We start from the raw sequence: 21,919 nt of genomic DNA on the forward strand, positions 1-21,919 counted from the left end.
GCTCGCACCCGGTCCCGGGACACGCCGGTCTTGGACGGGATATGGCGTTATATCCCGGTTTCATACGGCGTGTCGTGGGACCCAGTGGGAAGCTTCGTCGCCCGATCTCGGCCCATGCACGCACGCGTTCCCGCGGCATGCCGGCGTCGGCGGGGAAAGAGCGCTGTATCGGTTTCGTACGCGTGTCACGGGACCTGGGCGGCAAGGAAGGACGTCCGCCGGCGAGGACGGCCCCGGTCAGTGATCGGGTCGTTCTCCCTCCACAGCCAAGCCACGACGTCCGTTCGTCCACGGCGCGGCTGGACCGACCTCCGACGGGGCCGGATCAGCGGACGCTGGTCGACATGGACGTGATGGAGCTGGGACGGCAGCACGGTGGGGTCGTGCGGTGGCGAGAGCTGATAGAGGCGGGCATTGCCGTGGCCGCGATCGCCACGATGGTCGAGGGCGGCCAGCTGATCGCGGCCGGCCACGGCGTCTACGCCCTGCCCGGGGCCGATCCCGCGCTCGTCACCGTGCGCCTGGCCGGCGGGCGCCTGACCTGCGTGAGCCGGGCTCGTGCCCTGGGCCTGTGGGTGCTCGCCGAACCAGCTCGGCCGCACGTCGGGGTCCTTCGGGCCGCGGCGATACCCGGATGCGTCGTCCATCGCGTCACTCGGAATCAATCCATGATCGAGCTGCTTCGCCAGTGCTGCCGGTGCCTGCTCGAGCTGGACGCGCTCGTGATCGTCGAGTCGGCTGTCGTCCAGCGTCGCGTGAGCTGGGACGAGCTGCGCCGTGCGGTCGACGGCGCCCGGAGCTCACGGGAACGCCGGATCCTGCAACTGGTCAATCCCGCCAGCGCGTCCATCCTTGAGACCGTCGGCCGGTACCGGCTGACGAAGGCCGGCTTCCACGTCCACTGTCAGGTCGTCGTGCCCGGGGTCGGGCGCTACGACTTACTTGTCAACGGCGTCCTCTACGTGGAACTGGACGGCGCCGAGTTCCACAGCGATCGGCAGTCCTACCGCAACGATCGGCGTCGGTGGAACCTGCTGACCGTCCGAGGACTTCCGCTGTTGACGGTGCCGTACGAGACGGTGATGTACGAGCCCGAGGTGTTCGTGCGGCTGGTGGGCGACGCGCTCAGACGCCACCGCCGACCCGCGTGATCGCGTCGACTCTGCGGCTGCTCATCCGTACCCACCCACGCCCCGTCCCGGGACACGCTGGCGTCAGCGGGGATATGGCGCTGTATCCCGAATCCGCACCGCGTGTCGTGAGACCGGGTGCGGCAGGGGCGGCCGGCTTGCACGGACTCTGCCGCTATTGATTTGTACCCACCCCTGCCCCGTCCCGGGACACGCTGGCGTCAGCGGGGATATGGCGCTGTATCCCGAATCCGCACCGCGTGTCGTGAGACCGGGTGCGGCAGGGGCGGCCGGCTTGCACGGACTCTGCCGCTATTGATTTGTACCCACCCCTGCCCCGTCCCGGGACACGTCGGCGTCAGCGGGGATATGGCGCTGTATCCCGGACTTGCAGGGCGTGTCGTGGGACGGGCGCGCGCAGACCGCGGGGGGACCGGGCGCGCGCAAACCGCCGGGGGACAGGGCGCGCGAACCGCCGTGGGACAGGGTGCTCGCAAGCCGGGTGATGCGTGGGACAGGGTGCGAGCCGGAGCCAGCAGGCAGCTGGCTGCCCGGTGGCCCTACAGGCCCAGTTCCTCCAGCAGGGGGATCTGCTCCCGGACCCGGGCCTTCGCCTCGGCCGCCGACGGGGCGTCCAGGGCCAGCTGGGCGATCCGCGTCGTGTCCGCCTTCGAGACCGACGCGAGAATCTCCGCGACGTTGGCCAGGCTGCGCGGCGTCATCGACAGGGTGCTGACCCCGAGGCCGACGAGCACGACGGCCAGTGCCGGGTCCCCCGCGGCCTCACCGCACACGCCGACGGGACGGGCCGGGTCGCCGTGGTGGTGCTCGTCCGGGGCGGTGGCGTCGCCGGAGACCTGCTGGCCCGCGACGGTCGCACCGTCCACCGAGGCCTTGACCAGCGCGAGCAGCCCCGGCTGCCACGGGTCGTTCAGCTCCGCCAGGGAACCGAGCTGCCGGTCGGCCGCCATCGTGTACTGCGTCAGGTCGTTGGTGCCGATGCTGGCGAACGTGGCGTCGGTCAGCAGCTTGTCGGCGGTCAGCGCCGCGGCCGGGATCTCGATCATGATGCCGGGCCGCTTGATGCCCGCATCGGTGCACTGCTTCGCGAAGTCGGCGGACTCGGCGGCGGTGGCGATCATCGGCGCCATCACCCACACGTCGGCCTCGCTCGCGTCCGCGGCCTGCGCGATCGCGGTGAGCTGGTTGGTCAGGACATCGGGGTAGTGCCACGACGTCCGGTAGCCGCGCACGCCCAGCGCCGGGTTCGGCTCGGTGTCGTCGGTGACGAACGGCAGCGGCTTGTCCGCGCCGGCGTCCAGCGTGCGGATGACGACCTTCTTGCCCGGGAACTCGGCGAAGACGTCGGCGTACTGCTTGACCTGTACGTCGACGGGTGGCTCGTCCGCCTGGTCGAGGAACAGGAACTCGGTGCGGAACAGGCCGACGCCCTCGGCGTTCGCGGCCGCGGCCTTCTTCGCGTCCTTCGCGTTGCCGATGTTGGCCAGCAGCGGCACGGAGAATCCGTCGGAGAGCTTGCCGACGCCGTTGAACACGCTCGGGTTGGCGGCGCGCTCGGCCCAGGTGGCCGCGTACTGCCGCTCGGTGTCGCCGACCTCGAGCTGGACGGTGCCGGCGGCGCCGTCGACGAAGACCTCCGTGCCCTCGGCGATCGCGTCCGCCCCGTGGGCGGCGACGATGGCGGGCAGGCCGAGCTGCCGCGCGAGGATCGCGGTGTGGGACTGCGGGCCGCCCTCGCTGGTCACCAGCGCCTGCACGAGCGCCGGGTCCAGGGTCGCGGTGTCCGCGGGCGCCAGGTCGACGGCGACGAGGACGAACGGGGTGCTCGACGTCGGCACCCCCGGGGGCTGCTCGCCGCGCAGCTCGGCGACGATGCGGCTGCGCACGTCGTAGATGTCGTTGGCCCGCTCGGCCATGTACCCGCCGAGGCCCTTGAGCATGTCGGCCACCTTCTCGGCGGCGTCCCACACGGCGCGGGCGGGGCTGGCCCCGGAATCCGTGACGCGCTTGGCGGCGTCCTTCGTCAGGGCGGGGTCCGCGGCCATCATCGCGGTCGCCTCGAGCACCTTCTTCGAGTCGCCGGTCGCGGCGGCGGCACGCTCCTGCAGCTTCGCCTTGACGACGGCGGCGGCCTCCTTGATGCGCGCGGCCTCCGTGGCGGCGTCCGCGCCACCGGCCAGGCGTTCGCCCTCGGGCGGTGCCGAGACGGGCGGGGCCATCTTCAGCACGGTCCCGACGACTCGTCCGGCACTGACTCCGACTCCGGACACCTGATTCATGAGAGTCCCTCCGCGCTGGCTGGCATGGTCCGTTCATCCTAGACGGGCCCTCCACGTCGGGGCACGTCCCGGCCGGGCACGCGACGCAGGCGTGGAAACTCGCTCCGGGGGCGACCGCTGATCTTGACGGTGCCGCACGTCACGCATATCCTGAACGAACGGTCGGTAATTCGAGGCAGGATCGCCGACCCTCCCGACTTCCCCATCCCGATCACGAGGTGATGACCATGGCTGCCACGTCCGATCAGACGCTGCGCGCCGTCCCCGACGACGAGACGCCCGCCGTCGACGTCGAGGGCCAGGCGGCGTTCGACCGCATCATCGAGGCGGACTCCCGCGTCGAACCGCGGGACTGGATGCCGGAGAAGTACCGGAAGAGCCTGACCCGCCAGATCTCGCAGCACGCGCACTCGGAGATCATCGGCATGCAGCCGGAGGGCAACTGGATCACCCGGGCCCCCTCCCTCAAGCGCAAGGCCATCCTGATGGCGAAGGTGCAGGACGAGGCCGGCCACGGGCTCTACCTGTACTCGGCCGCCGAGACGCTGGGCACCACGCGCGACGAGATGATGCAGCAGCTCATCGAGGGCAAGGCCAAGTACTCGTCGATCTTCAACTACCCGGCCCGCACGTGGGCGGACATGGGGGCCATCGGCTGGCTCGTCGACGGTGCCGCGATCTGCAACCAGGTGCCCCTGTGCCGGGCCTCCTACGGTCCGTACGGCCGGGCCATGGTGCGGGTCTGCAAGGAGGAGTCCTTCCACCAGCGGCAGGGCTTCGAGATCCTGCTCGAGCTCGCCAACGGCACCCCCGCGCAGAAGCAGATGGCGCAGGACGCCGTCAACCGGACCTACGCCCCGGCCCTGATGATGTTCGGGCCGCCGGACGGCGACTCCCCGAACTCGGTGCAGTCCATGCAGTGGAACATCAAGCGGTTCAGCAACGACGAGCTGCGGCAGCGCTTCGTCGACATGATCGTCCCGCAGGCCGAGGTGCTGGGCCTGACCCTGCCCGACCCGGACCTGAAGTGGAACGAGGAGCGCGGCCACTACGACTTCGGCGAGCTCGACTGGCACGAGTTCACCGAGGTGATCGCCGGGCGCGGGCCCTGCAACACCCAGCGGCTCGAGCGTCGTCGTGCCGCCCACGAGGACGGTGCCTGGGTGCGCGAGGCCGCGAAGGCGTACGCCGCCCGGACCGAGGGTCGTCAGTCGACCGAGCTGATCGGAGCCTGATCATGGCGAAGCAGGACGACGCCGGGCAGCACAACAGCGCCGAGCAGCAGGACACCCGCGAGTGGCCCCTGTGGGAGGTGTTCGTCCGGCCGTCCCGCGGCCTGTCCCACGTGCACGCCGGCTCCCTGCACGCTCCGGATGCCACGATGGCCGTCCGCAACGGGCGCGACCTCTACACCCGCCGCAACGAGGGCACGTCCGTGTGGGTCGTGCCCGCGGACGCCATCACCGCCTCGGACCCGGACGCCAAGGGCGCCTTCTTCGAGTCCGCCGCCGGCAAGGCCTACCGCCACGCCACCTACTACACGCGCAGCGAGGGCGTGAAGCACCTCTGACGTCCGGGGGCGCATCGCCGCGTCCCAAGAAACTCCACCCGTTCAGAGCCGCACCCCTCCACCGACATCGAGGAACCCGCATGTCCAACGACTCCGCCACCCGGATCTCCGTCGGCGACGCCCTCACCCCCGAGGACATCGCCGCGTCCGGTGCCACCGCCCCCGAGCCGGTCGCCCAGTACGCGCTGCGACTGGGTGACGACGCCCTGATCCTCGCCCAGCGCCTGGGCTGGTGGATCTCGCGGGCCCCCGAGCTCGAGGAGGACATGGCGCTCGGCAACATCGCCCTCGATCAGATCGGGCACGCGCGCTCCTTCCTCACCTACGCCGGAAGTGCGTGGGGCAAGAGCGAGGACGATCTCGCCTACTTCCGCGATGAGGAGGAGTTCCGCAACGCCTGGATCGTGGCGCTGGAGAACGGAGACTTCGGGCAGACCATCGCCCGCCAGCTCGTCATCGCCTGCTACCAGCACGGCCTGTACACGCGGCTCGCCGCGTCTGCCGACACCACCCTCGCCGCGATCGCCGCGAAGGCGCTCAAGGAGGTCGACTACCACCGCGACCACGCCGCCCAGTGGGTGCTCCGCCTCGCGCTCGGCACCGAGGAGTCGCGGCGCCGGCTCGAGCACGGCCTCTCCGTCGTGTGGCCGTATGTGGCGGAGTTGTTCGAGGACGACGCGCTGATCGACGAGCTCGAGGGCATCGCGGTCCGCCCGTCCGAGCTGAGGGCCGGTTTCGACGCCGACATCGCCGCCGTGTTCGCGCAAGCCGAGCTGACGGTGCCCGACGTCCAGCCCAGCAGCACCGGCGGCCGCCGCGGCGAGGCGCACGAGCAGCTCGGTTACATCCTGGCCGAGATGCAGTCGCTGGCGCGGAAGCACCCGGGGGCCACCTGGTGAGCGCCGCGACGATCGACCGCGGCACCGTGAGCACCGACGCGGACCGGCAGGTCTGGGACATCGCCGCGACCGTGTGCGACCCCGAGATCCCGGTGCTGACCATCGAGGACCTCGGCATCCTGCGCGACGCGGGCTTCGACGCGGCCGCCGGCGACGGGGGCACCGCTCGCGTCACCATCACGCCGACCTACTCGGGCTGCCCCGCGATGGACACCATCCGCGACGACCTGGTGACGGCACTGACCGCCCACGGCTACCGGCACGTGCACGTCGACTTCTCCCTGAGCCCCGCCTGGACCACGGACTGGATGAGCGAGGACGGGAAGGCGAAGCTGACCGAGTACGGCATCGCCCCGCCGTCGGGCCGCGCCGCCGCGTCCGGCCCCATCCGGCTGGCCCTGAGCGTGAAGTGCCCGCGCTGCGCCTCGCTGCGGACCCGGGAGGTCACCCGCTTCGGCTCGACGTCGTGCAAGGCGCTCTACGTCTGCAACGACTGCCAGGAACCGTTCGACTACTTCAAGGTGCTCTAGATGACCGCGACGACCGACGATGCCCCCGCGAAGAAGCGGGCCTCGTTCCATCCGCTCACCGTCAGCGAGGTGCGCCGGCTGACCGCCGACGCCGTCGAGGTCACCTTCGCCGTCCCGGCCGATCTGGCGCCGCAGTACGACTACGTCCCCGGCCAGTACGTGGCCCTGCGCACCGAGATCGACGGCCGCGAGGTGCGCCGCAGCTACTCGATCTGCGCCGAGCCGACCACCTTCGACGACGGCAGCTCCCGGATCAAGGTCGGCATCAAGAAGGACCTCGGTGGCGTGTTCTCCACCTGGGCCACGAGCGACCTGACGGCCGGGGACACCCTTGAGGTGATGAGCCCGCAGGGCGCGTTCATCTCCCAGCACGCCCTGACCGGCCTGAACGACCCCGAGGCCATCGGCGACGAGGTCGCCGACGCCGGCCGTGCCAGTTACGTGGGGATCGCCGCCGGCTCGGGCATCACCCCGGTGATCGCGATCGCGCGAGCCGTCCTCAAGCGCAACCCGCAGGCCAGCTTTGACCTGGTGTATGCCAACCGGTCCGCGCAGGACGTGATGTTCCTCGAGGAACTCGCCGACCTGAAGGACCGGTACCCGACGCGGCTCGCGCTGCACCACGTGCTCTCCCGCGAGCAGCGGATCTCCCCGCTGCTGACCGGCCGCATCGACGCCGAGAAGCTGACCACGATCGTCGACTCCGTCGTCCGCACCCCCCTCGTCGACGAGTGGTTCCTGTGCGGGCCGTTCGACCTCGTCCAGCTGGCCCGCGACACCCTCGCCGAGCGGGACGTCCCGGCGTCGAAGGTCCGCTTCGAGCTGTTCACCACCGGCCGGCCCGAGGGCGGCCCCGAAGCGAACGCCGGCCGACCCGTGGTCGAGGACCCCGAGGGTGCGAACTACGAGATCGAGTTCAACCTCGACGGCCTGCACGGCGCGGTCAAGAGCCCCCGCAGCGCTCGCGAGACCATCCTCAACGCCGCCCTGCGCGTGCGCGGCGACGTGCCGTTCGCCTGCGCGGGCGGAGTCTGCGGCACGTGCCGCGCGAAGGTCGTCTCCGGCACCGTCGACATGGACGAGAACTACGCCCTCGAGGCCGACGAGGTGGAGCGTGGCTACGTGCTCACCTGCCAGTCCCGGCCCACCTCGGACACGGTCACCGTCGACTACGACGCCTGAGCCCGCGCCAGCTCGCCACCAGATGTTCACCGGAGGACCCGCAACGCGCCGGATGGAACATGTATCGAGGAGCTGGCGATCCACCGCTTTCCCGCCGCCGTCCCTTCGACCCGCAGGAGTGTGCCCGTGATCGAGCTGTCCATCGCCGACGACGTCGCCGAGGTGGTGCTGAACGCGCCGCAGAAGATGAACGCCCTGGACGAGACGGCGCTGGGGGAGCTGCGGCAGGCGTACGCCGACGCGGCCGCGGCCGACGTGCGCGCCCTGCTGCTGCGCGGTGAGGGCCGCGGTTTCTGCGCCGGCCGGGACATCTCCGGCGTCGAACCCGCCACCGACGACGCGCTGGGCTTCCTCGCCGACGTCGTCACCCCGGTGCTGCGCGAGATGAGTGCCTTCCCCGCCCCGACCTTCGCCGCCGTGCAGGGCGCGGCCCTCGGCGTCGGCCTCGGCCTGCTCGTCGCCACGGACGTCGTCTACGTCGCCGACACCGCGAAGATCGGCTCGCCGTTCGCCAACCTCGGCGCGACGCTCGACTCCGGCGGCCACTGGCTGTTCACCGAGCGCCTCGGCGCCCACCGGACCCTGGACCTGATCTACACCGCCGAGTTGATGAGCGGCGCCGACGCCGTCGCCTCGGGGCTGTTCAGCCGCGCGATGCCCGCCGAGGACCTGCTGGAGACGACGCGGGCGACCGTGGCGAAGGTCGCCACCGGGGCCACCGGCGCGTTCCGCGCCTCCAAGGCACTCGTGGCGCAGATCCGCGACGAGCGGCTCGGCCTGTGGGACTCCATCACCGCCGAGAACACGGCTCAGGGCGACCTGTGCCGCACGGCCGACTACGCCGAGGGCTTCAGCGCCTTCCAGCAGAAGCGCACCCCCGTCTTCCACGGCTGAGCCCTTGCGTCCTCCTGTGCCCCCGACGGGCCCCGGCGCCGGCCCGGGCGGCTGACGGGACGCGCTCGCGCGCGACGCGATCCGGGACGAGAGAAGCGTCACCCCACGTCCGGCCGCGCCCGCCGCGCCGATACGCTCGGAATCATGCGTGCACTCGTGGTCGGTTGGTCCAGCGTCGAGCACGGCGAGGCGACCGCCGGTGACGTCCTGGCCATGCGTGCCGTCACGGACGCCCTCGAGACCGCCGGCATCGCCCACGACGTCGCCTGGAGCGCCGTCATGCGCCCCGCGGACGGGCTCGCGCTGACCGATGCCGACCCCGGCGCCTACTCGCACCTGGTCTTCTGCTGCGGCCCCGCCACGGGTACCCCGATCGCCCAGCTGCACGAGGCGTTCGCCCACGCCACCCGGATCGCCGTCGGCGTCAGCGTCCTGGACCACGACGACCCCGTGACGGCCGGCTTCCACACCGTCATCCCGCGGGACGCCCCGGGCGCCGACCCGCACCGCGACCTCGCCTCGCGGATCGCGCCGGCGCCGGAGCGGGTGCCCGTCCTCGGGGTCTACCTCACCGGCGAGCAGGGGGAGTACGGCTCCGCTCGCCGCCACGAGTCGGTCACCGCCGTCCTCACGGACTGGCTGCGCGGTCTCGACGCCGCCCTGCTGCCCCTGGACACCCGGCTGGACCCGCGGGACTGGCGGCTGCCGACCGGTGCCGCCCAGGTCGACGCGGTGCTCGGCCGCGTCGACGCCGTCGTCAGCATGCGGATGCACGGGCTCGCGCTCGCGCTGCGGCAGGGGGTGCCCGTCGTGGCGATCGACCCGGTCGCCGGCGGCGGCAAGGTCACCGCCCAGGCCCGCGCCTGGGACTGGCCCGCGCTCGTGACCACGGAGGACGCCGGCACCGCCGCCCTCACCGCCCATCTGGACTGGTGCCTCTCCGAGGCGGGCCGCGCCGCCGCTCGCGAGCGTGCCGCCTGGCCGGCCGCCGGCGACGTGCAACTGGACCGGTTGCTGGCCGCGCTCGTCTGACCTGCGGCTGAGCCGTCCCTGCCGCGACACCGGATCGGGTGTCGTCCCTCGACCTCGGCGCCGTGTTCGGGGACAGTGGTCCTCACGATCATCAACGCGAGGAGACGGCATGCGAGCACACGTCCTGGACACCGTCGGCACCGACCTGCGGGAGGGCGACGTCGCCCTGGACCCGCCGAAGGCCGGGGAGGTGGGCGTCCGCGTCGCCGCCTGCGGGGTCTGCCACACCGACCTGCACGTCATCAAGGGCGAGGTCGCGTTCCCGACGCCGTGCGTGCTGGGGCACGAGATCTCCGGGTGGGTCGAGACGCTCGGCGACGGCGTGACGGGTCTGGACGTCGGCGACCGGGTCGTCTGCAGCTTCATCATGCCGTGCGGGTCCTGCCGGCAGTGCGACCGCGGCCACGAGGACCTGTGCGAGACGTTCTTCGCGAAGAACCGGCTCAAGGGGCAGCTGTACGACGGCTCGACCCGGCTCTCCGCCGAGGACGGCACCCCGATCGCGATGTACTCGATGGCCGGGCTCGCCGAGCACGCGGTCGTGCCCGCCACGGCCGTCTTCCGGCTCCCGGACGCGATCCCGCTCGATGCGGCCGCCGTCCTGGGATGCAGCGTGTTCACCAGCTACGGCGCCGTCCACAACGTCGGGAAGGTGACCGCGGGGGACACGGTCGCCGTCGTCGCCGCGGGCGGCATCGGCCTGAACATCATCCAGATGGCGGCCGCGCACGGTGCCTCCCGGGTGATCGCGATCGACATCGACGACGAGAAGCTCGCGCTCGCCCGGCGGGTCGGCGCGACCGACACCGTCAACTCGCGCACCGAGGACGCCCTCGAGGCGGTCCGTGGCCTCACCGACGGGCACGGGGTCGACGTCGCGTTCGAGGCCTTCGGCAGCGCGCCGACCGTGCGCACCGCGGTCGACGTGGTCGACGACGGCGGCCGGGTGGTGCTCGTCGGGATCGCCCCGGTGGGGGTGGAGGCGCAGTTCGACATTGCACGGGTCGTCCGCCGGAAGATCCAGATCCTCGGCTCCTTTGGCGCCCGCGCCTCGCAGGACATGCCGGCCGTGCTCGACCTGGTGGCCGACGGGCGCATCCGGCTCGACGAGCTCGTCACCGACCGGTACGCGTTCGCCGACGCCGGACAGGCCTACCGCGACCTGGCCGACCGGCGCATCCGCGGCCGCGCCGTCGTCACGCTCACGCCGGGAGGGTGACGCTGCGCTTGACTCTGCGCCCCTGACACTCGCCTTCCCGGGCCCGGGCGGACCCGGGAAGCACTTGTCCAATCGGACAACCGCTTCCGGAAGCGGTTATGCAGCAGGCTGATCGTCAGTACACTGCGGAACATGAAGGTTCTCGGAGTGAACGCGATCTTCCACGATCCCGCAGCGGCCCTGGTCGTCGACGGGCACGTGGTCGCCGCCGCAGAGGAGGAGCGGTTCTCCCGGCGCAAGCACGGCAAACGACCGGTGCCGTTCTCGGCCTGGGAACTGCCCGAGCAGGCGATGCGCTGGGTGCTGCGCGAGGCCGGCCTGCGGCCCGAGGACCTCGACGCGGTCGGCTACTCGTTCGATCCCGCGATCGCGGCGGACATCCCCGACGACCCCTACGACCCCATCCGGGTCGACTACGCCCGCCGCGCCCCCGGCTTCCTCGCCGAGGCGCTGCCGGGCCTGGACCCGAGCCGCGTCCACTACGTCCAGCACCACGTGGCGCACGCCGCGTCCTCGGGGCTCGCCGGCCCGTACCCGACCGGCAGCGTCCTCGTCGTCGACGGTCGCGGTGAGGCCCACTCGCACCTGGCCGGCCGGTACGAGAACGGCAGACTGGAGATCCTGCACCGCCAGGAACTGCCGGACTCGCTCGGCCTGCTCTACGAGTCGCTGACCGGGCACCTGGGCTTCGAGCGGTCCAGCGACGAGTTCAAGGTGATGGCGCTCGCCTCCTACGGCACGCCGCGCTTCCTCGACGACCTGCGGGAGATCGTGCACGCCACCGGCGACGGCGGGTTCCGCGCTCAGGCGCCGGACTGGAACCGGTTCGCTCCGGCGCGCATCGACGACGGCACCTGGGGCGGCGACCACGCCGACCTCGCCGCCTCCGTCCAGGCCGTCGTCGAGGAGACCCTCGTCGACCTGGCCACCTGGCTGCACGGGCAGACGGGGGACCGGTACCTGACCATGGCCGGCGGCACCGCGCTGAACTGCGTGGCCAACTCGCGGATCTGGCGGGAGTCGCCGTTCGACGACGTGTGGGTCCAGCCCGCGGCGGGGGACTCCGGCACCGCGCTCGGCGCGGCCCTGCACCTGGCCGCCGAGGGTGGCGACACGATCGTGCCCGCCCCGACGGCCGCGCTCGGCCGCAGCTGGACGGACGACGAGCTGGCGAACTGGCTGACCACGGCGCAGGTGCCGTTCACGACGCCGGCGGACCTCGCCGGCGAGGTGGCGGACGTGCTCGCGGACAACGGCGTCGTCGCCTGGTTCGACGGGCGCAGCGAGTTCGGGCCCCGCGCGCTCGGCCGCCGCTCCCTGATCGCCAACCCGATCCACGCCGAGAACCTGGAACGGCTCAACGACGTCAAGGGCCGCGAGCAGTTCCGGCCGGTGGCGCCCATGGTCCTCGCCGACCGCGCGAGCGAGATCTTCAGCGGGGGACCCATCCCCAGCCCGTACATGCTGTTCGTGCACGACGTCGCCGAGCCCTGGCGGGAGAAGATCCCCACCGTCACGCACGTGGACGGGACCGCGCGGATCCAGACGGTCACCGACGAGGACAACGCCGGCATCGCCGCCCTGCTGCGGGCCTTCGACGAGCGCACCGGGGTGCCCGTGGTCGTCAACACGTCGCTGAACACCGCCGGCCGGCCGATGGTCGACGATCCCCGTGACGCCCTCGAACTCTTCGGTTCCGCCCCTGTGGCGGTGCTGGTTCTGGGCCCGCACCTCGTGCGCCGCACCGACCTCTTCCGGGCGGCCCCTTGACGGCCCCGGTCCCCGGAGCGCGGTCCGCCGCGCCCTCGTACGCCGTCGTGATCCCCTCGGTCGGCCGTCCGACCCTGCAGCGGCTGCTGGACACGCTGGCCGCGCAGTTCGAGGGCACCGCGTCGTCCGATGGCACCGCCGCCAGCCGGGTGACGGCGCCGACCGCCGTCGTCGTGGTCGACGACCGGCGTGGTGACGTGCCCGGTCTGACCCCCGGGTTCGCTCCTGCCGACGACCTGGACGTCCCCCTGACCGTCGTGCGGGGATACGGCCGCGGTCCGGCCGCCGCCCGCAACCGGGGCTGGCGGGTCGCGGCCCGCACCGGGGCGGACTGGATCGCCTTCCTGGACGACGACGTCGAGCTGCCCGCCGGCTGGGCGGACGGCCTCGCCGCCGACCTCGCCTCCTGCGGCCCCGGTGACGCGGCCACGCAGGGCCGCATCCACGTCCCGCTGCCCGCGGACCGTCGCCCCACCGACTGGGAGCGCAACACCGCGGGCCTGATGGTCGCGGACTGGGCGACCGCGGACATGGCCTACCGCGTCCTTGCCCTGGCGCAGGTGGGCGGCTTCGACGAGCGGTTCCCGCGCGCCTTCCGGGAGGACGCCGATCTTGCCCTGCGCGTCCGCGACGCCGGCTGGACGCTGCGCCACGGGCAGCGGTCCATCATCCACCCGGTGCGGCCCGCCGACGCGTGGGTCAGCCACCGGGTGCAGGCCGGCAACGCCGACGACGCCCTGATGCGTCGGCTGCACGGCCCGCAGTGGCGCGACCGTGCCGAGGCGCCCGGCGGTGGGTTCCGCTGGCACGTCGCGACCGTCGCGGCTGCGGCGACCGGTGTGCTCGGGGCCGCCGTCGCCCTCGACGGACTCGCCGGTGGGGCGATCGCCCGGTCGGTGCCGACCGCGGACGCGACCGCCGGACGCGCCCTCGTCAGGCGTGCCGGCCTGGCCACCGCGGCGGCCGGCGTCCTGGCCTGGACCGGACTGACCGGCCGGTTCCTGCGCCTGCGGATGAATCCGGGCCCGCGTCCCGGCGAGCCCGGGTACCGCGACGAACTGACGCGGATGGCGCTGACCAGTGCCACCATCCCTGCCGCGGCCGTCGCCCACCACGTGCGCGGCATCGCCGCCCACCGCGGCACGGGGCCCTGGCCCCGACCCGTCCGCGCCGTCCTGTTCGACCGTGACGGCACCCTCGTGCGGGACGTGCCCTACAACGGCGACCCCGACCGGGTCGAGCTGATGCCCGGCGCGGTGGAGGCGGTCCGCCGGGTCCGGGCGGCCGGTCTGCCGATCGGGCTGGTCAGCAACCAGTCCGGCATCGGCCGCGGCCTGCTCACCCGGGAGCAGGTGGACGCCGTCAACGCGCGCGTCGGCGAGCTGCTGGGTGGCGACGACACCGCGCCTTTCACCACCGCGCCTTTCGACACCGTCCGCGTGTGCCCGCACGCTCCCGAGGACGACTGCGCCTGCCGCAAGCCGCGGCCCGGGCTGATCACCGCGGCCGCGGCCGACCTCGGCGTCGACCCGGCCGAGTGCGTGATGATCGGGGACATCGGCGCCGACGTCGAGGCCGCCCAGGCGGCCGGGGCGCGCGGCATCCTCGTCCCCACCGACGTCACGCTGCCCGCCGAGGTCGACGCCGCCCCGGCCGTCGCGACCGACCTGCTCGACGCCGTCACCCAAGCACTGGGCAGCCGGGTGACCCTCTCCGGCACGGCGTACGCCGACGCGGAGCCGGCGACCGTGCGGGCGGGGGCCTGACGGTGGGTCGCGTGCTCGCGGTGCGCCTCGACTCCGACGGCGACGTGCTGCTGACCGGCCCGGCCATCCGCGCGCTCGCGCGGCTCGGCGAGGTCGACCTGCTCGCGTCCCCGTCCGGGGCGGCCGCCGGCCAGCTGCTGCCCGAGGTCGCCGACGTGCTCGTCTTCGACGCTCCGTGGTCCGGTTTCGCGCCGCCCGCGGTCGACGCCGACGCCACCCGCGCGCTGGTCGAGGACCTCGCCGCACGGCACCACGAGACCGCGGTCATCTTCACCTCATTCCACCAGAGCCCGCTGCCGATGGCGCTGCTCTGCCGGCTCGCCGGCATCGGCCGGATCGCCGCGACCAGCGAGGACTATCCCGGCTCCCTCCTGGACGTCCGGCACCGGCGGGACGCGCCCCCGGGCGGCGGCCACGAGTCCGAGGCCGCGCTCGCCCTGGCGCTCGCCGCGGGTGCCCCGGACCCCGGACCGGGCGGCACCGCGCTCGCGGTGCGCCGGCCGCTGCCCGCCGTTCCCGAGAGGCTGCTGCCCGACGGGTTGCTGCCCGCCGGCGGTTCCGGGAATGACGACGGCGGCTTCGTCGTGCTGCACCCCGGCGCCTCCGTGCCGTCGCGCGCGCTGACCACCGAGCACGCCGCGACGATGGCCGCGGGCCTGGCCGCCGCAGGCCGGACGGTCGTCGTCACCGGCGGCCCCGCCGAGGCCGCTCGCTGCGCCGACGTCGTCGCGCAGGCGCTGGCAACCGCTCCCGACGCCACGATCGTCGACATCGCCGGCCGCACGTCGCTGGCCGAACTGGCGGCCGTGCTCGACGCCGCCGCGTGCGTCGTCGTCGGCAACACCGGGCCCGCCCACCTCGCGGCGGCCGTCGGGACGCCCGTCGTCAGCCTGTTCTCCCCGGTGGTCCCCGCGCAACGCTGGGCGCCCCACGGGGTGCCGACCATCGTGCTCGGCGACCAGCACGCCGCCTGCCGTGACACCCGGGCGCGGGAGTGCCCGGTGCCGGGCCACCCGTGCCTGAGCGACGTCAGCGCCGCCGAGGTGGTCACCGCGGTCGCCGCGCTGACCACGAACCGGACCACCACGACCATCACGGAGATTACGACCGAGGAGGTGTCCCCGTGCGCATCCTGACCTGGCACGTCCACGGCTCCTGGTCGACGGCCTTCGTCCAGGGCCGGCACACCTACCTGCTGCCGGTGCTGCCCGACCGGAGCCGCGACGGGCTCGGCCGCGCCCAGACCTGGGACTGGCCGGAGAACGCCGTCGAGCTGAGCCCCGAGGAGCTCGCGGACACGGCGATCGATCTCGTCGTCCTGCAGCGGCCCGAGGAGATCGAGCTGGCCGAACGCTGGACCGGACGCCGCCCCGGCCGCGACCTGCCCGCCGTCTACGTCGAGCACGACGCCCCGCGCGGCCATGCCGTCACCTCCCGGCATCCGCTCGCGGACCAGACGGCCATCCCGATCGTCCACGTCACCCACTTCAACCACGTGATGTGGGACAACGGGACCGCGCCGACGGCCGTGATCGAGCACGGCGTGATCGACCCGGGCGCCCGGTACACCGGGGACGCCGCGTCGCTGGCCGTCGTCGTCAACGAGCCGGTGCGCCGCGGCCGGGTGGCCGGCACCGACATCGTCACCGATCTCGCCGTCGACCTGCCCGTCGACGTTTACGGGATGGGCATGGACGCCCTCGCCGCGTCCGCACCCGGCCGGCGCTGGACCCTGCACGAGAACTACCCGCAGCACCGGCTGCACGACGCGCTCGGCAGTCACCGCGCGTACCTGCACCCGTACCGGTGGACGAGCCTGGGCCTCGCCCTGATCGAGACGATGATGCTCGGGCTGCCCGTGCTCGGACTCTCCACGACCGAGGGGCCGCGCGCGGTGCCCGCGGACGCCGGCCTGCTGACCAACGACCTGACCGCCCTCGCCGCGCAGGCACGCCGGTGGCTCGACGAGCCGGACGAGGCGCGGGCCGCCGGGGCCGCGGGCCGCGCGCACGCGCTGGCCCACTACGGCCTCGACCGCTTCCTGACCGACTGGGACGACCTCCTGGGAAAGGTGAGCCGATGAAGATCGCCATGGTGTCCGAACACGCCAGCCCCCTGGCCGCCCTCGGCGGCGTCGACGCCGGCGGGCAGAACGTGCACGTCGCCCAGCTGGCCACCGCGCTGGCGGGCCGTGGCCACACCGTCACCGTCTACACCCGCCGGGACGACGCCGGTCTGCCCGACGCCGTAGAGCTGGCGCCGGGCGTGCGGGTGTTCCATGTGCCCGCTGGCCCGGCCCGCACCCTGCCCAAGGACGAGCTGGCCCCGTTCATGGACGAGTTCGGCCGCTGGCTGACCCGGACCTGGATCGCCGACGGGGCGCCGGACCTGGTGCACGCCCACTTCTGGATGTCCGGGCTGGCCGCGCGCCGGGCCGCGGACGCGCTGCAGCTGCCGCTCGTCCAGACCTTCCACGCCCTCGGCGCCGTCAAGCGCCGCCACCAGGGCCTCGCCGACACCAGCCCCGCCCACCGGCTCGCCGCGGAGACCGCCCTGCTCGCCGGGGCCGACGCCGTGCTGGCCACGTGCGAGGACGAGAAGCGCGAGCTGATCGCCCTCGGTGCCGACCCCGAGCGGGTGGCCGTCGTCCCGTGCGGCGTCGACCTGAGCGCGTTCGCCCCCACGGACCCGCCGCCCCACGAGGACGGGGAGCCGGCCCGCATCGTCGCGCTGGGCCGGCTGGTCGAACGCAAGGGCGTCGACACCGTGCTCGCCGCACTGGCGGCGCTGCCAGGCTCCGGAACGGACGATCTCAGCAGCTCCGACCCGAGCAGCTCCGTCCTGAGCAGTGCCGTCCTGCACATCGCCGGCGGCCCTGACGTGGCTGATCTCGACGACGACCCCGAGGTCGTCCGGCTCACCGCCCTCGCCCGTGAGCTCGGCATCGAGGACCGGGTCGTCCTCCATGGCCGGGTGGATCGCACGGGTGCCGCGGCGCTGCTGGCCGCCGCCGACGTCGTCGCCTGCACCCCCTGGTACGAGCCGTTCGGCATGGTCCCGCTCGAGGCGGCGGCCTGCGGGCGGCCCGTCGTCGGCTCGGCCGTGGGCGGTCTGCTGGACAGTGTGGAGGACGGCGTCACCGGCCTGCTCGTGCCCCCGCGCGACGTGACCGCGACAGCGGTCGCCCTGCGGCGGGTCCTCGGGGACCGTGAGTTCGCCGCCCGGATGGGCCGCGCCGGCCGGGACCGGGTCGAGCGGCTGTTCGGCTGGGACCGGGTCGCCGAGAGCACCGAGACGGTCTACGACCGAGTGCTGCGCGCCCACGGGGACCGGCAGCACCGCCCCCGGACGGGCACGCGCGAGTGGATCACCGATCACCTGGCCGAACTGCAGCGCGCCGTCACGGACGCCGCCGATCACGCCGATGTCGTCGACCGCTGGGGCGCTCAGCTGGCGGCCCTGCTCGGCCGCGGCGGCCGGGTGCTCGTGGCCGGCAACGGCGGCAGCGCGGCCGAGGCGCAGCACTTCACCGCCGAACTGGTGGGCCGCTTCGAGGACGAGCGGACGCCGCTCTCCGCGCTGTGCCTGTCCGCCGAGACCTCCAGCCTCACCGCGATCGGCAACGACTACGGGATCAGCGAGGTGTTCGCGCGGCAGGTGCAGGCCCACGGACGGCCCGGCGACGTCGTCGTCCTGCTCTCCACGAGCGGCCGCAGCCCCAACATCATCGCCGCGGCCGAACGGGCCCGCGCGGGGGGCATGCACGTGTGGGCGCTGACCGGGCCCGGCCCCAACCCGCTCGCCGACGCGGCCGACGAGGCGCTCACGGTCGACGCGACCAGCACCTCGGTGGTCCAGGAGATGCACCTGATGCTCCTGCACGCGGTCTGCGCGGCGGTCGACGCCCGGCACGCCGTGGCGCCGGTGGCCGTCGACGTGCCGATGGTCGCCGCGGTACCCGAGGAGGCGCCGGTCGTCGCGTCCGCACATGCCGAGCCCGACGCCGAGCCCGACGACGCCGTGCTGGTCGAGGCGGACGCCGGATGAGCCCGCACCTCGTCGTCGTCGGCGACGTCATGCTCGACCGCGACCTCGTCGGCACGAGCACCCGGCTGAGCCCGGACGCGCCGGTGCCGGTCGTCGACGTCGAGCAGGTGCTCTCCAGCCCCGGGGGCGCCGGCCTGACCGCGCTGCTGTGCCGGGCGGGAAACGGCGGTGCGGCGGGAAACGGCGGCACCACCGTGACCCTCGTGGCGCCCGTCGCGGACGACGCGGCGGGCCGGGAGCTCGTGGACGCGCTGCCCGGCATTGCCGTGCACCGGCTCGGCCACGACGGTCCCACCCGGACGAAGACGCGGATCCGTTCCTCGGGGCAGGCGATGCTGCGCGTCGACGAGGGCGGTCCGGGAGAGCCGGTCGACGTCGACGCCGCCGCGCTCGCTGCGGTGCTCGCGACGGCCGACGTCGTGCTCGTCTCCGACTACGGCGGCGGGGTCACCCGCGACGCCGTCGTGCGGGCCGCCCTGACCGAGCACGCGACCCGCGGCACCGTGGTCTGGGACCCGCATCCGCGGGGCGGCGCCCCCGTCCCCGGCTGCACCCTGATCACCCCCAACGCGGCGGAGGCGGAGGCCGCGATGGCGGCGATGACGCCCGCGGCAACGTCGACGGCAGCCTCCGGGGAGACCGACCACGCGGGCGATGCCGCCGCCCGGGCCCGCACCCTGCGGGCGGGCTGGCGGGCGCACGGCGTGGCCGTCACCGTCGGCGCCGACGGCGCGCACCTGGCCACGAACACCGGCGTCACGCACGTGCCCGCCGCGCCCGTCGCGAGCACCGACCCGTGCGGGGCGGGGGACCGGTTCGCCGCGACCGCGGCCCTGACCCTCGCTGCCGGCGGTACGCTCGACGCCGCGGTGGAGGCGGCCGTGGAGGCGGCCGGTCAGTGGGTCGCCGCCGGCGGTGCCCTTGCCTTCCGTGCCGGGCTGCGGGCCCGGGACCGCGCGGACGTCCGGCCGGCCGACCCCGCGCTGCCCGCCGAGGTGCGCGACCTGGTCGACCGGGTCCGCGCCGCCGGCGGCACCGTCGTCGCGACCGGCGGCTGCTTCGACGTCCTGCACGCCGGGCACATTGCCTGCCTGGACGCGGCCCGCAACCTCGGCGACGCCCTCGTCGTCCTGCTCAACTCCGACGACTCGGTGCGGCGGCTCAAGGGGCCGACCCGGCCGGTGGTCGCGGCGCCGGACCGGACGCGCGTGCTCGCCGCGCTGCGCAGCGTCGACGCCGTCGTCGTCTTCGAGGAGGACGACCCCCGCGCCGCCCTCGCCGCCCTGCGCCCGGACGTGTGGGTCAAGGGCGGCGACTACCTGCCCGAGCAGCTGCCCGAGGCGGACGTCGTGGCCGCGGGTGGTGGCCGGGTCACGGTCCTGCCGTACCTCTCCGGCCGCTCGACCAGCGCGATTCTCGCGCGTGCCGGACAGGAGCGCTGACCATGGCCGACGACCGGCCCGAGCCCTACACGGCGGCCGCGCTGGCTGCCTGGACCGCACCCGAGGACGCCGGGACCGACGACGTCCCGCACGCCGTCGACCCCGCCGGCATCGGCGAGGGCGACGTCCTCGTCCTGCGCGCGCTCGGGCTCGGCGACGCCCTCGCCGGCATCGCACCGCTGCGCGGGCTGCGCCGGCTGTTCCCCGACCACCGCCTGATCCTGGCCGCCCCCGGACCGGTCGGCGCCTGGCTGACCGAGCTCGGCGCCGTCGACGGCGTGCTGCCCACCCCGGGTCTGGTGGACCTGCCCCCGCTCGCGGGCGGCCACGTCGCCGTCGACCTGCACGGCCGCGGGCCGGCGAGCCAGCGGCTGCTGACCGCGACGCGTCCGTCCCGGCTGATCGCCTTCGCCTGCCCCGAGGTGGGACACGACGGCCCGGAGTGGCATGCCGACGAGCACGAGGTGGCGCGCTGGTGCCGGCTGGTCGCCGACGCAGGCGGACCGTGCGGACCCGCCGACCTGCTGCTGCGCTTCCAGCGTCCCGCCCCGGCCGACGCGCCCGTCGTCCTGCACCCGGGCGCCGCGTTCGGTTCGCGCCGCTGGCCGGTCGACCGGTGGCGTGCCGTCGCCGAGCACCTGGTCGACCGGGGCCGCCGGGTCCTGGTGACCGGGTCGGCCGGGGAACGGGATCTGACGGCGGCGGTGAGCGACGGCCTTCCCGGTGTGCGCGATCTCGGCGGCGCCCTCGGGCTGACCGGGCTGACGGCCGTGGTCGACGGGGCGGCGCTCGTGCTCAGCGGCGACACCGGCACCGCGCACCTCGCCACGGCGCTGGCCGTCCCGTCCGTGCTCCTGTTCGGCCCGACGCCGCCGTCGCGCTGGGGCCCCGTCGTCGACCAGCATCTGCACACCGTGTTGTGGCACGGCGACCCCGCCGCCACCACCTGGGGGGACCCGCACGGCGAGACGCTCGACGAGCGCCTGGCCGCCATCACCGTCGCCGAGGTGATCGCCGCCGTCGCCGCCCAGCTGCCGGACCCCGAGTCGGCCGAGCACCCCGCACCCGTTCCCACGCCCGTCACCGCACCCGAAGGATGATCGTGACCGATTCCCTGCAGACCCTCGCCGGATCGCGCCCGCTGCGCCGCGCCGTCATCACCGGCGGTGCCGGTTTCCTCGGCAGCCATCTGGGCACCGAACTGCGCCGCCGCGGCGTCGAGGTCGTCGCCCTGGACAACTTCCTCACCGGCAACCCGGGCAACGTCGCCCACCTGGCCGACGACCCCGGCTTCCGGCTCGTCCACTGCGACGTCACCGACTACGTGCACGTGCCCGGCGACGTGGACCTCGTGCTGCACTTCGCCTCCCCGGCCTCGCCGGTGGACTACCTCAAGCTGCCCATCCACACGCTCAAGGTCGGTTCGATCGGCACCAACCACGCGCTCGGCCTGGCGAAGGAGAAGGGCGCCCGGTTCCTGCTCGCCTCCACCTCCGAGGTCTACGGCGACCCGCAGGTGCACCCGCAGCCGGAGACCTACTGGGGGCACGTCAACCCGGTGGGCCCGCGCGGGGTGTACGACGAGGCGAAGCGGTACGCCGAGGCCCTGACCATGGCGTACCGGCAGACGCACGGGGTGGACACCGCCATCGTGCGGATCTTCAACACGTTCGGCCCGCGGATGCGGCCGTCCGACGGCCGCGCCATCCCGACGTTCATCCGGCAGGCGCTCGCGGGCGAGCCGGTGACGGTGGCCGGCGACGGCGCCCAGACCCGGTCGGTGTGCTTCGTCTCGGACCTGGTGCGCGGCATCCTGGCCCTGGCCGAGAGCGGGCACTCCGGCCCGATGAACATCGGCAACCCGCACGAGCTCTCGGTGCTGCAGATCGCCCGCGACGTCATCGCCGCCACCGGCTCCGACTCCGAGGTTCGCTTCATCGGCCGGCCGGTGGACGACCCGATGGTCCGCCGCCCGGACACGACGCTGGCCACCGAGGTGCTCGGCTGGGCACCCGAGGTGGACTGGGCGGAGGGGCTGACGCGGACCGTCGACTGGTTCCGGGAGGCCGTCGACGTCGTCGGCACCGGGGCGGGCTCGACCGAGGATCCGGTGGAGGCCGTGCGCTGAGGCGCCAGGC

The 21,919-nt window shown here is 73.9% G+C and carries 18 protein-coding genes; 17 read left to right on the top strand and 1 reads right to left on the bottom strand.

All coding sequences use genetic code 11. The features are described from left to right. The first annotated feature begins 344 nt into the window (after positions 1-344). The gene (locus BGP79_RS16565; protein ID WP_076693405.1) at positions 345-1,151 is read left to right on the top strand and encodes a type IV toxin-antitoxin system AbiEi family antitoxin domain-containing protein; all 807 of its coding nucleotides are present in this window, start codon (positions 345-347) and stop codon (positions 1,149-1,151) included. 539 nt (positions 1,152-1,690) lie between these two features. On the opposite strand, the gene BGP79_RS04085 is transcribed toward BGP79_RS16565, so the two are convergent. Next, positions 1,691-3,430: a phosphoenolpyruvate--protein phosphotransferase gene (locus tag BGP79_RS04085; protein ID WP_076693406.1), complete on the bottom strand. Its 1,740-nt coding sequence runs from the start codon at positions 3,428-3,430 to the stop codon at positions 1,691-1,693. Positions 3,431-3,657: 227 nt separating this feature from the next. On the opposite strand from BGP79_RS04085, the gene paaA reads away from it, so the two are divergent. From paaA to BGP79_RS04165, 16 genes are all read left to right on the top strand, one after another. Beyond that, on the top strand, positions 3,658-4,665 hold the full coding sequence (paaA, locus tag BGP79_RS04090; protein ID WP_076693780.1) for a 1,2-phenylacetyl-CoA epoxidase subunit PaaA: 1,008 nt from the start codon (positions 3,658-3,660) through the stop codon (positions 4,663-4,665). A 2-nt stretch (positions 4,666-4,667) separates the two neighbouring features. Further along, the gene (paaB, locus tag BGP79_RS04095) at positions 4,668-5,000 is read left to right on the top strand and encodes a 1,2-phenylacetyl-CoA epoxidase subunit PaaB (protein ID WP_076693407.1); all 333 of its coding nucleotides are present in this window, start codon (positions 4,668-4,670) and stop codon (positions 4,998-5,000) included. Between the two features lie 80 nt (positions 5,001-5,080). Then, the gene (gene paaC / locus BGP79_RS04100) at positions 5,081-5,899 is read left to right on the top strand and encodes a 1,2-phenylacetyl-CoA epoxidase subunit PaaC (protein ID WP_076693408.1); all 819 of its coding nucleotides are present in this window, start codon (positions 5,081-5,083) and stop codon (positions 5,897-5,899) included. Next, entirely contained in the window at positions 5,896-6,429 is a 534-nt protein-coding gene (gene paaD / locus BGP79_RS04105) for a 1,2-phenylacetyl-CoA epoxidase subunit PaaD (RefSeq protein WP_076693409.1), read from the top strand. The genes paaC and paaD overlap by 4 nt, the downstream gene beginning before the upstream one ends. Beyond that, the gene (gene paaE, locus BGP79_RS04110) at positions 6,430-7,611 is read left to right on the top strand and encodes a 1,2-phenylacetyl-CoA epoxidase subunit PaaE (RefSeq protein ID WP_076693410.1); all 1,182 of its coding nucleotides are present in this window, start codon (positions 6,430-6,432) and stop codon (positions 7,609-7,611) included. A gap of 126 nt (positions 7,612-7,737) precedes the next feature. Next, positions 7,738-8,505: an enoyl-CoA hydratase/isomerase family protein gene (locus tag BGP79_RS04115; RefSeq protein ID WP_076693411.1), complete on the top strand. Its 768-nt coding sequence runs from the start codon at positions 7,738-7,740 to the stop codon at positions 8,503-8,505. 144 nt (positions 8,506-8,649) lie between these two features. Then, a complete protein-coding gene (locus BGP79_RS04120) occupies positions 8,650-9,537 on the top strand; it encodes a polysaccharide pyruvyl transferase family protein (protein ID WP_083701559.1) in 888 nt (295 codons plus the stop codon). A gap of 109 nt (positions 9,538-9,646) precedes the next feature. Further along, positions 9,647-10,756 (top strand): zinc-binding dehydrogenase, encoded by a 1,110-nt coding sequence (locus tag BGP79_RS04125; protein WP_076693412.1) that lies wholly within the window; start codon positions 9,647-9,649, stop codon positions 10,754-10,756. A gap of 132 nt (positions 10,757-10,888) precedes the next feature. Next, a complete protein-coding gene (locus BGP79_RS04130) occupies positions 10,889-12,526 on the top strand; it encodes a carbamoyltransferase C-terminal domain-containing protein (protein ID WP_076693413.1) in 1,638 nt (545 codons plus the stop codon). Beyond that, positions 12,523-14,292: an HAD-IIIA family hydrolase gene (locus BGP79_RS04135; RefSeq protein ID WP_076693414.1), complete on the top strand. Its 1,770-nt coding sequence runs from the start codon at positions 12,523-12,525 to the stop codon at positions 14,290-14,292. Before BGP79_RS04130 ends, BGP79_RS04135 begins: the two co-directional genes overlap by 4 nt. A gap of 11 nt (positions 14,293-14,303) precedes the next feature. After that, positions 14,304-15,428 carry a glycosyltransferase family 9 protein gene (locus BGP79_RS04140; RefSeq protein ID WP_233121097.1) on the top strand — a complete coding sequence of 375 codons (1,125 nt, stop codon included), beginning with the start codon at positions 14,304-14,306 and terminating at the stop codon, positions 15,426-15,428. Continuing rightward, entirely contained in the window at positions 15,416-16,375 is a 960-nt protein-coding gene (locus BGP79_RS04145; protein WP_076693415.1) for a glycosyltransferase, read from the top strand. Before BGP79_RS04140 ends, BGP79_RS04145 begins: the two co-directional genes overlap by 13 nt. Further along, on the top strand, positions 16,372-18,339 hold the full coding sequence (locus tag BGP79_RS16860) for a glycosyltransferase (protein WP_076693416.1): 1,968 nt from the start codon (positions 16,372-16,374) through the stop codon (positions 18,337-18,339). The genes BGP79_RS04145 and BGP79_RS16860 overlap by 4 nt, the downstream gene beginning before the upstream one ends. Continuing rightward, entirely contained in the window at positions 18,336-19,781 is a 1,446-nt protein-coding gene (locus BGP79_RS04155) for a PfkB family carbohydrate kinase (protein WP_076693417.1), read from the top strand. The genes BGP79_RS16860 and BGP79_RS04155 overlap by 4 nt, the downstream gene beginning before the upstream one ends. Before the next feature lie 2 nt (positions 19,782-19,783). Continuing rightward, on the top strand, positions 19,784-20,881 hold the full coding sequence (locus tag BGP79_RS04160) for a glycosyltransferase family 9 protein (protein WP_083701561.1): 1,098 nt from the start codon (positions 19,784-19,786) through the stop codon (positions 20,879-20,881). A 2-nt stretch (positions 20,882-20,883) separates the two neighbouring features. Beyond that, complete coding sequence (locus tag BGP79_RS04165; RefSeq protein ID WP_233121099.1) at positions 20,884-21,909, top strand: UDP-glucuronic acid decarboxylase family protein; 1,026 nt, start codon at positions 20,884-20,886, stop codon at positions 21,907-21,909. Positions 21,910-21,919 lie beyond the last annotated feature (10 nt).

This window comes from Tersicoccus sp. Bi-70, from assembly GCF_001968825.1.
Lineage (GTDB): Bacteria > Actinomycetota > Actinomycetes > Actinomycetales > Micrococcaceae > Tersicoccus.